Annotated in this window: 8 protein-coding genes and 2 pseudogenes; 4 read left to right on the forward strand and 6 right to left on the reverse strand. The window is 61.2% G+C overall.

Going from position 1 to position 10,244, the window contains the following annotated elements; all coding sequences use genetic code 11:
* Positions 1 to 37: 37 nt before the first annotated feature.
* From ASB58_RS11735 to ASB58_RS11755, 5 genes are all read right to left on the reverse strand, one after another.
* Positions 38 to 2,086 carry a flotillin family protein gene (locus ASB58_RS11735; protein WP_118130940.1) on the reverse strand — a complete coding sequence of 683 codons (2,049 nt, stop codon included), beginning with the start codon at positions 2,084 to 2,086 and terminating at the stop codon, positions 38 to 40.
* Positions 2,087 to 2,140: 54 nt separating this feature from the next.
* Positions 2,141 to 2,782, reverse strand: a complete 642-nt coding sequence (locus tag ASB58_RS11740) for a hypothetical protein (protein WP_118130942.1) — start codon at positions 2,780 to 2,782, stop codon at positions 2,141 to 2,143.
* A gap of 31 nt (positions 2,783 to 2,813) precedes the next feature.
* On the reverse strand, positions 2,814 to 3,509 hold the full coding sequence (locus ASB58_RS11745; protein WP_096003075.1) for a PspA/IM30 family protein: 696 nt from the start codon (positions 3,507 to 3,509) through the stop codon (positions 2,814 to 2,816).
* Positions 3,510 to 3,523: 14 nt separating this feature from the next.
* Positions 3,524 to 4,144: a biofilm formation regulator BacA gene (gene bacA / locus ASB58_RS11750; protein WP_096003076.1), complete on the reverse strand. Its 621-nt coding sequence runs from the start codon at positions 4,142 to 4,144 to the stop codon at positions 3,524 to 3,526.
* A gap of 256 nt (positions 4,145 to 4,400) precedes the next feature.
* Positions 4,401 to 4,889 (reverse strand): MgtC/SapB family protein, encoded by a 489-nt coding sequence (locus ASB58_RS11755; RefSeq protein WP_407920680.1) that lies wholly within the window; start codon positions 4,887 to 4,889, stop codon positions 4,401 to 4,403.
* A 163-nt stretch (positions 4,890 to 5,052) separates the two neighbouring features.
* Between ASB58_RS11755 and ASB58_RS11760 the strand changes: the two genes are divergently transcribed.
* Positions 5,053 to 6,378 carry a diguanylate cyclase domain-containing protein gene (locus tag ASB58_RS11760; protein WP_235827286.1) on the forward strand — a complete coding sequence of 442 codons (1,326 nt, stop codon included), beginning with the start codon at positions 5,053 to 5,055 and terminating at the stop codon, positions 6,376 to 6,378.
* A gap of 21 nt (positions 6,379 to 6,399) precedes the next feature.
* Here the strand turns inward: ASB58_RS11760 and ASB58_RS11765 are convergent, their stop codons facing one another.
* The gene (locus ASB58_RS11765; protein ID WP_118130946.1) at positions 6,400 to 7,317 is read right to left on the reverse strand and encodes a DUF808 domain-containing protein; all 918 of its coding nucleotides are present in this window, start codon (positions 7,315 to 7,317) and stop codon (positions 6,400 to 6,402) included.
* A 170-nt stretch (positions 7,318 to 7,487) separates the two neighbouring features.
* Between ASB58_RS11765 and ASB58_RS20575 the strand changes: the two are divergent.
* The 3 genes and pseudogenes from ASB58_RS20575 to ASB58_RS11775 all read left to right on the forward strand — a co-directional run.
* A pseudogene (locus ASB58_RS20575) lies at positions 7,488 to 8,264 on the forward strand (PAS domain-containing protein); the annotation flags it as partial.
* 99 nt (positions 8,265 to 8,363) lie between these two features.
* Positions 8,364 to 8,804 (forward strand): annotated as a pseudogene (locus ASB58_RS20580) (methyl-accepting chemotaxis protein); the annotation flags it as partial.
* A gap of 62 nt (positions 8,805 to 8,866) precedes the next feature.
* Positions 8,867 to 10,063 carry a CaiB/BaiF CoA transferase family protein gene (locus ASB58_RS11775; protein ID WP_118130950.1) on the forward strand — a complete coding sequence of 399 codons (1,197 nt, stop codon included), beginning with the start codon at positions 8,867 to 8,869 and terminating at the stop codon, positions 10,061 to 10,063.
* Positions 10,064 to 10,244 lie beyond the last annotated feature (181 nt).

Below are 10,244 nucleotides of genomic sequence, written 5' to 3' on the forward strand. Positions count from 1 at the left end.
GCCCCGGCCATGCCGGGGCGTCAAGCGGTAGGGTGTATCAGGCGTCGGCGTCGCCCTTGTTGGCCACGCTCGGCATATCACCGTTGCCACGGCCGGCCAGCAGCCGTTGCAGCACGTCCTGCACCACCGGGCTCTTGCCGACAACCCCTTCAATGGCCTTGCCCACCGACAGCGACTTGGCAAAGGAATTGAAGAAGTCACCCTCCCCGCCCACGATCTCGATATTGGCTTTAGCGAGTGCCGTCGACAGCACCTCTGCCTGATCCCGCGCAATGTCCTTATTCGCGGCGATGGCGGCCATGGCCTCTTCGAAGCTCTTCTCAAGCTGCATGCGGAATTCTTCGTGCTGACGGGCATCGGCGCTGAGTGCATCCAGTGCGGAGAACTTTTTGCCCAGACCCTCGGCTTCGGCGTTGAGACGCTCCAGCAATACTTCGGCCTCGACCAGCCCCTGGTCCTTGGCAGCGCGAGCCTTGGCCACACCAAGCTGCTCTTCGCCGCGCGCTTGGGCAGTGAGTTTTTCTTCCAGCACCTTGGCTTCTGCCAGGCCTTCTTTCTCCTTGGCAGCCGCCTGCGCCTCGATTACCCGCGCCTGCGCCAGCCCCTGCTCCTGCTCGCCCTTGGCTTGGGCAATCAATTGCTCGGACTGGATACGCGCCTCGGCCAGACCTTCCTTCTCTTTGGCCGCGGCGGTAACTTCGCGGACACGGGCCGCAGCCAGGCCATTGGCCGCGGCTTCGGCCTGCGTCCCTTCGGCACGCTTCTTCGCGGCTTCGGACTGCTTGGCGGCCGCTTCCAGTTCGGCCTGAGCCAGGTTGTTCATCTCGATAGCCTTGTGCCGCGACTTGGTTTCATCGGCTTCCGCCTGCTTGACCTGACGCACCAGCTCCTGCTCGGCCTCGGCCTGTGCATTGAGCACCTGTACCTGCTTCTGACGGTCGGCCTCGGCGACTTCGCGTACTTCCTTGATGCGCTCTTCTTCCTGCGCCACGGTTTTCTCGACCGCCACCCGCTCGCGAATCACGCCGGCAATATTCTTGCGCTCTTCCTCCAGCGCCTTTTCTTTCTCGATACGCTGCAGCTCAACCTCACGCTCACGGGCAACCACTTCCAGGTCACGCGCCCGGGTCACCTTCTCGACCTCGATCACCACAGCACGTTGACGATTCTGCTGGGCCACCTCGACTTCGCGGTGGTGGTTCTCGCTGCGAATATCCAGGTCCTGCTGGGTCTGGATGCGGGCCTGCTCGGCCTTCAGGCGCTCTTCTTCCTGCACCTTGACGGTTTCAGCCTGCTCACGCGCGCGGATGGTTTCGATTTCACGCTCCTGACGCGCCTCGGCATCCGCCTGCTGGCGTTCCAGTGCCAGCGTCGCTTCGCGAGTCTCTACGTTCTTCTTCATGATCGCGAGCTCTTCGTTACGCTCCAGCTCGTTGGTAATCACGTTCTGGGTCGCGGTCAGCTCGGTAATCTTGCGAATACCCTGGGAATCAAGAATGTTGGTGGGGTCAAGCGAGGTGCGCGGCGTCTGCTCGAGGTAGTCGATCGCAACGTCTTCAAGCACATAGCCATTCAGGTCGTTGCCGATGACCTCGATAATGCGGTCACGGAAGTTCTGACGCTCTTCAAACAGGCTGACAAATTCAAACTTCTTACCTACCGTCTTCAGCGCCTCGGAGAATTTGGCGTTGAACAGCTCATTGACCGCGGTGCGGTCAGAGGCACGGTCCACACCGATCGCCTTGGCCACTTTGAGCACATCCTGCTGGGTCTCGTTTACCCGCAGGTAGAAGGCGACCGTAATGTCGGCACGCAGGTTGTCCTGACAAATAAGCCCATCCTTGCCACGTCGATCTACTTCGAGCGTCAGCAGGGAGATTTTCATGAATTCTTTCTTGTAGATCACCGGATAAACCAGCGCCCCGGTGAAGTGCACCTTGGGAGTAGCACTCATATCGTTCACGATCAACGCCGTACCCTGGGGTACCTTGATGTAGAACGCATTGAACAGGACAAAAAAACCGACGATCAGCAAAAAGACGATGCCAACCCCGATCAGGAAGGGCATTACCATGGACATACTCATTACGCTCAAACTCCTTTGCAGGACGACACAGCACCTGAACAGTGCCGCCTCGCACTATTTCCCATTGAATTCTTCTTCGCTGATCACCCGATAGGCATGCTCTGCCTCCAGGTACTCAAGCAATACAAGACGATCACCGCGCTTGAACCCCCGCGCCGGGTCCGCCCGCACACGCAGGATCAGCCCTGCACCGCCGTCTTCCAGCAGCGCCTCGCCCAATCGATCGCTGACCAGAGGCGAGCGCACCACGACCACCTGCCCCAGCAATGAGCGTGTGGTTGAGCCCAGCGCCTTGCGAAACAGCGGCCGCAGCGGCGCCACCACCAGCCGGGTGACAGGCACGGCCACCACCAGCGCCAGCACGATGACCACCAAACCCACCGGGTAACGCAACAGCCCCAACGGCAGCCAGCCAAGCAGCAGCAACTGCGCGAAGTAACTGGCCAGCCAGGCAAAAAACACCAGCACCGTCAGCACCAGGGTGACCGGGACGTCATGCAGTCCCAGCTTCATCAGCAGGCCGCCGAGGCCTTCGGCATTGGACGGGTCGTCCATGCCGCCGTCACCACCGGCGTCCAGCACGTCAACATCGACTGCGCCCAGCGCCACCGTCAGCCAGTACAGCATGGCTACGCACAGCATGAAGCTGAACAGCACTACCGGAAACGTCAGCGACGTCTGAAAGAAAAGCTCCATCCCGATCCCCCTCCCTGACCGCTCAAGACACCTAGCTGTCGGAGCGCTGCTTCAGACGCTCAAGCACACTGTCTGCACTGCCGGACGCCGGCGTAATACCCGCCGCCCGCAGTTTCTCTTCAAGCGCCTGGTCGGGACTGCCCTCAACCGCCAGCTCGGCTGCAGCCTCCATGCGCGCGCCACGCTCGGCCTGCTTCTGCTTGATGCGCTCCAGCGATTCCAGCGCGGTGTGCATCTTGGCCTGTGAGCCGCCGTAACGCTGAGATACCGCCAGCTGCGCTTTCTGCACGCTTTCAGTGGCCTTGACCACATCAACCTGCTGCTTCAGTCGCTTGATATTGCCCTCAGCCTGCTGCACCGCCTGACGCAGATTGGCCACGCTGGTGGCGTAGGCCTCAGCCTGCTCGGACTCCAGTTTTGCCTCGTTTTCCAGGCCTGCGATCTTCTCGGCCACTTCACGCGCTAGCGTCTCGTTACCGGACTCCAGCGCCTTGAGTGCGTACTGTTCATACTCGGCGATGCGCGCCGAGACCTTGCTCAGCTTGTCGGCAGCCAGCTTCTGCTTGGCCATGATATTGGCCAGCGCTTCGCGAGAACGATGCAACTCGGCATCGGCATCGCGGATTTCCTGATCGAGGATACGCAGGGCCTGGCTATCGACCAGCGCCTCGCCTGCTTCCTGGGCACCACCGCGCATTGCAGTCAGCAATTTGCTCCACACGTTCATCAGCTTTCTCCTTGTCAGGCTGGCATCGCCAGATGATTCTCATAGGCTTCAGTGGCCTTGATCACGTTGTCCGCCAGCAACTCGATCTCGAACACCACATCAGACAGTGCCGAGCCAGAGCTCAAGGCACCAAACATGGTGTAGCAATCGGTGCCGTCGGCCAGACGCTCAAGACCGATACTCGACAGCGGGAACAGCTTGTGGGTGCGCAGCACCTCTTCGTTGAACTCGGCCAGATCACGCACATCACTCACCGGCCACAACAGGGCTTCAACGATGATCTGCTCGCCAAACACGGCAATAAACAGCGGCAAATCACCGTATTCATGCATGGTGACGTGCAAGCTGGCTTCGCTGCCGTCAATCAGCTCCACACTGGCGCGCTTGCCCTGAAACAACTCGGTGCCACTCAACGCCTTGTGCAACGCTGTGGCAGTCCAAACCTGCTGCATGCTCATGTCTATCTCCTTCTCCATTGAGTCCAGCTGGGCCATCGGCTGGCGCAGCTTGCGTTCTACTGCCATGAGCGCAGAGGCATGCTCGGGCAATATCCAGACTTCCTTCTTGACCAGCCCCTGCTCACGCAAGCGCTGGCGATAAAGTCGCTGATAGTAGGCAGATGATTTCTTTTCCATGACGCGAGACTAGCCCATCACATGTAACAATTCAATGAATTACATGTGATGATTTTAAAGGCGCTGTTCAGGCCGCGCTGCAATGGGCAAGCAGGCCCGCGCAAACAGGCATTACAAGAGGGACGGATCAGTACAAGGCGGGCGCTTTCCAGGCGGCATGAGAGAAGGCGCGATCCGTGCACCGGCTATTTAACTACAGCAGCCTTGCGCGCGTCTGACAAAGAAGAGTCTACTCGCGCACAGTTCGACGTTTTTCTCAGGAAGGCGATTGGGGAGAGCGAAACAGCATCGGCACCAGGTGCAGAATGATCAGCGCCAGAGCCGCACAGAGCAAACCGGTTGCCTGGTGCCCCAGGCCAATGGTGACGCCAATCGCCGCGGTCAGCCAGATACCGGCGGCAGTAGTCAGGCCCTTGACCTGATTGGCTGCATCGCCCTTGAGGATAGTGCCCGCCCCGAGAAAGCCAACGCCGGCAACCACACCCTGAATTACCCGACTCATGGCGTCGTCCAGCGCCCCGGCCATATCCGGCACCAGCACAAACAGCGCAGCACCAAGGCATACCAGCATATGCGTACGCACACCAGCCGCCTTACCCTGCCGCTCGCGCTCCAGACCCAGCACGCCGCCCAGCAGCGCCGCCAGCAGCAACCGCAGCGTCACACGAGTGCCCTGCTCTATGTCTGTCAGATCGGAAAATTCATCGGCCAGCGTACTGCTGACGATACGTACCACCTGCTCCATGTCAGCCATGGCGCTCTCCTGTTCCCGGGAAGCCTGCCTACACCCTAGCTGTGAGTGCTCGCAGCGCCGGTGGTTCAGTCCCCAGCATCAGATCGCCACTATTCACTGGCTTGCCATCGCAGTCGCGTTATACTGCGGCAAAGCGTTCTCGTACGATGATCCAATGACCCTCTTGCTGACTGCCATAGCCCTGATAGCGCTCCTGCTCGCATGCAGCGCTCTATGGCATAGCAGGCGACAGGTAGCCACCTTCAAGGCACTACTGACGCTATCCCCCAACGGCCTGCTGCTACTTGACCGTCAACAGCGCATTGTCTGGCACAACCCGGCAGCCGCCCGCCTGCTCGGCCAGCCCCATCAGCGCCTGGCTGACCACCTGCCACTCACTCACTGGTTACCCGCCCTGCGCAGCCTGCCCGTTCCCATGGAGCGTATCGAGGTCGTGCTGGCCGCCGACGACGGGGTGCGCCAGCAGGATCTCACGCGCCTGCCGGACATCAATGGTCGGACAGTCATCCTGCTGCACCCGGAAGCCGACCTGCTATCCAGTACCGAGGCCATGGAACGCTTCAAGCGCAGCCAATATTTTGCCCAGATCGGCACCTGGGACTGGCATATCGGCACCGACCAGCTGTATTGGTCCGAGGCTATTTACGGCATGTTCGGTTACAAGCCCGGCGAGATCACCCCCAGCTACAGCCTGTTCTGCGACAGCGTGCATCCCGATGATCGCGAGCACGTGCTCGAAGGCGAGCTGCGCTGTATTGAGACCGGTGAAAACCACGACGAGGAATATCGCGTTGTCTGGCCCGATGGCAGTGTGCACTGGGTGAGAGAGACCGGGAATGTGGTCAAGAACGAACAAGGCGAGCCGGTCAGAATGATGGGAATCGTCCGCGATATAACCAACGAGAAGCGCTCGGCCAATGAACTGCGCAAGCTCGCGCACCGCGACCCGCTGACCGGGCTGCCCAACCGCCTGATGCTGGAGCAGCAGCTTGCTGCGGCACTCATTCGCGCACGCACGCAAGACCAGCGCCTCGCGCTGGTCTTCATCGACCTCAACCATTTCAAATCCATCAACGACCAGCACGGCCACGCCACCGGCGACAGCGTGTTGGTAGAGGTCGCCAAGCGCCTGCGCAGTGCGGTGCGCAACAGCGACATGGTGGCGCGCCTGGGCGGCGACGAGTTTGTCGTACTGTTCGAGGGCCTGTCACGTAGCAGCGAAGTGGATACCGAAGCACAACGCATCAGCGAGCAGCTGTTCACCGCGCTTACGCCGCCGATGCAACTGCAAGAGGGCGATTTCCAGGTCGGCGCCAGCCTGGGCGTGGCCGTATTCCCCGACCACGCCGTCACTATGGACAAGCTCATTCACGCCGCCGACCTGGCGATGTACACCGCCAAGCGCAGCGGCAACAACCAGTATCGGCTGGGTGACGACCCGCACGCTCAGGCCCAGCTGCTGCAGTCCAGCAAACACTGAGCGCTGAACGACGCCCCGCTGTCAGGCGCGTGAGCGCAGACGACCGGCCAGCGTAATCACGCCCAGAATCACCGCGCCAGCCACCACCCCGAACAGCGCATTCAGCAAGGTAGGCGTCAGCCCGCCCAGCACCGTTCCGAGCCACGGCCAAGCGTCGACCTGGGCGGCGCTGGCCTCAATCCAGTGGTGCACCACAGCCAGGCCATGGCTGAGAATACCGCCGCCCACCATGAACATGGCGGCCGTCCCCACCACAGAGAGGGTTTTCATCAGCAAGGGCGCGCCTGCCAGAATGGCACGCCCGGCAGCCTGAGCAGCGGCGCTAGTGCGTCGAGTCAGCGCCAGTCCGCCGTCGTCCAGCTTGACGATACCGGCCACCAGCCCATAGACACCGAGGGTCATCACCAGCGCAATACCGCTGACCACCAACACCCGGGTGAGAAACTCTGCCTCGGCGACGGTGCCCAGGGTGATCGCAATGATCTCCGCCGAGAGCACCAGATCGGTACGAATGGCCCCGGCGATCTTCTGCTTCTCCCGCGCCACCATATCGACCTGATCATCGTTCAACGCCTTGACCGTCTCCTGATGCTCGCCTTTAACATCATGCAAGAACCGGTGAGCCAGCTTTTCCGCACCCTCGTAGCAGAGAAAGGCACCGCCCAGCATCAACAAGGGCGTGATCAACCACGGCGCAACAGCGCTGATCAGCAACGCGGCCGGCACCAGAATCAATTTGTTGCGCAGCGAGCCCTTGGCAACGGCCCAGACCACCGGCAGCTCGCGCTCGGCGCGCACCCCGGTTACCTGCTGGGCGTTCAACGCCAAGTCGTCTCCCAGCACCCCCGCAGTCTTTTTCGCCGCAATCTTGGTCATCACGGAGACGTCATCGAGCACCGAGGCAATATCATCAAGCAGAACAAGCAGACTGGTAGCCAAGCAACGCTCCCTATCGATTGGTTGGTTGAACGACACACGGCCACATCGGCAACCGCGCAATATAATGACCCAGCGGATAGCAGAAGGGTTCAAGTAGACGCCTGAGCTGCCGATGCATACCTACACCCCTGCATCGCCGATGCACCCACCAGCGCCAGCACGAGACTGCCATGTTCGGATCCGGTATCAAAGCAGAGCTTCGCCACAGCCAGCAACTTGCCGCGAGCCAATCTCGCATACTGGACGCCATCCGGCAAAACCTGGCCTGGATCGAGTTCACCCGAGACGGCGAGATCCTCGACGCCAATCAGGCCTTTCTAGGCGTCGTTGGCTACAGCCTGGACGAGATACGTGGCCAGCACCACAGCCTGTTCTGCACCCAGGATGTCACCGCCAGCGTCGACTACCGCCGATTCTGGCAACGGCTCAGCAGTGGCGAATCGTTCACGGATCGGTTTGCGCGGATTGACAAGAACGGCCGCAAGATCTGGCTGGAAGCAAGCTATATCCCGGTGACCGATGCGACCGGCGCGGTGGCTCGCGTGCTCAAGCTGGCTTTCGACATCACCCGCGAGGTTGAAGCGGAACAACAGCACGAGAGCCTGCTCAATGCCATCAATCGCTCCATGGCAGTCATCGAATTCACCCTGGCAGGCGAGATTGTCACCGCCAACGACAACTTTCTGCACACCATGGGCTATCGCCTGGATGAGGTGAAAGGCAAGCACCACCGCATTTTCTGCCATGAGAGTACCGCCAACAGCCCGCGCTACCAGCAAGACTGGGAGCACCTGAACCGGGGCGAGTACCTCTCTGACCGCTTCAAGCGGGTCACCCGCAGTGGCCAGACCATCTGGCTACGCGCCACCTACAACCCGCTCTACGACAGCCAGGGCAAGCTGTATGGCGTGGTCAAGTTTGCCAGCGACATCACCGCCCAGGTAGAACGCAGGCAAGCCGAGTCGGCTGCCGCCAAACTGGCCTTCGAGATTGCCGAAGAAACAGAGGAGAGCGCTCGCACGGGTGCGACCACGGTCGAGCAAGCGGTTGAGGTTGTACGTTCCATCGCCGGGGAGCTAGACTCGGTATCCGAGCACATCAATGCACTGAACACCCAATCAGACCGCATCAACAGCATCGTCCAGGTGATCCGTGGCATTGCCGACCAGACCAACCTGCTGGCCCTCAATGCTGCCATTGAAGCAGCCCGCGCCGGGGACCAGGGCCGTGGCTTCGCCGTGGTGGCCGACGAAGTACGCAACCTGGCTGCCCGCACCAGCCAGGCGACAGTCGAGATTAACGAGGTTGTGCAACAGAACATGGAGCTGGCGCACCGCGCCGTCGACGGCATGGCGGGCAGTCGCAGCAAATCGGAGCAAGGTGTCCAGCTCGCCAACCGGGCGGGCGAGGTCATGCTGGAGATTCGCGACGAAGCGCAGCGCGTGGTGGATGCCATCGGGCAGTTCGCCGACGCCATCCAAGACTAGCCGTTCCGCCTGGTAGGCCTTTGACCTACACTGGCGAGCCTATCATCACCGCCGGAAGCGACATGGACACAACCAAACCCCTCGCCGGACTCAAGGTCATCGAACTCGGCACGCTGATCGCCGGCCCTTTCGCCGCTCGCATCTGCGCGGAGTTCGGCGCTGACGTCATCAAGGTCGAATCACCCAAGGGCGGCGATCCACTGCGCAAATGGCGCAAGCTGTACGAGGGCACCTCACTGTGGTGGTTTGTGCAGGCGCGCAACAAGCAGTCGCTGACGCTCAATCTGAAGGACGCAGACGGTATCGCGATTCTCAAAAAGCTGATCAGCGAAGCCGATATTCTGATCGAGAACTTTCGCCCCGGCACACTGGAAAAACTCGGCCTGGACTGGGATACCCTGCACGCGCTCAACCCGGCTCTGGTCATGGTAAGGCTGTCCGGCTTTGGCCAGACCGGTCCGCTGAAAGATCAACCGGGCTTCGGTGCCGTCGGCGAGTCCATGGGCGGCTTGCGCTATATCACCGGCTTTGACGATCGCCCGCCCGTGCGTACCGGCATCTCGATTGGCGACTCGATCGCCGCGCTCTGGGGCGTGATTGGTGCCCTTATGGCCCTGCGGCACCGCGAGGTCAATCAGGGCAAGGGGCAGATTGTCGATGTGGCACTCTACGAAGCGGTGTTCGCGATGATGGAGAGCATGGTGCCGGAGTTCGACGTCATGGGCTTTGTGCGCGAGCGCACCGGCAACATCATGCCCGGTATCACCCCCTCCTCCATCCACACCTGCAGCGACGGCAAAGCAGTGCAGATCGGTGCCAACGGCGATGCCATTTTTCAGCGCTTCATGCGCGCCATTGGCCGTGACGACCTGGCTGATGACCCGACCCTGGCCGACAACGCCGGCCGTGACGCCAGACGCGACGAGCTGTACGCACTGATCGACCGCTGGGCCGCCAGCTTGCCGCAGGACGAGGTATTAAAGGTGCTGGAGCAGGCCGACGTCCCCGCCAGCAAGATCTACTCTGCTGCTGACATGGTCACCGACCCGCAGTACCTGGCCCGCGAGATGTTTCTCAGCGCCACCCTGCCCGACGGCAAAGCCTTCAAGATGCCCGGCATTGTACCCAAGCTCTCAGACACCCCCGGCAGCGCCGAATGGACCGGGCCGGCGCTGGGCGAACACACCGACAGCATTCTGCGCCAGCTTGGCTACGACGAGGCACAGATTGCCGAACTGCGTGGGCGCGGGGCGATTTAGCGGGACGTAAGGAGAGTACCGTCTGAGTGATCGGACGCAGAGCGTCCGGACAGGCGCTCCCACGCGGAGCGTGGGAGCGATCAACAACGGTGGAGTGTGCACGGAATCCGGTCCCGTTTACGCGGGCGAGTAGCGCAGATTTGTCGGGAAAAAGAAGCGTAGGATGTCTGAGGAGCGTAGC

This window comes from Pseudomonas abyssi, from assembly GCF_003444685.1.
GTDB lineage: Bacteria > Pseudomonadota > Gammaproteobacteria > Pseudomonadales > Pseudomonadaceae > Halopseudomonas > Halopseudomonas abyssi.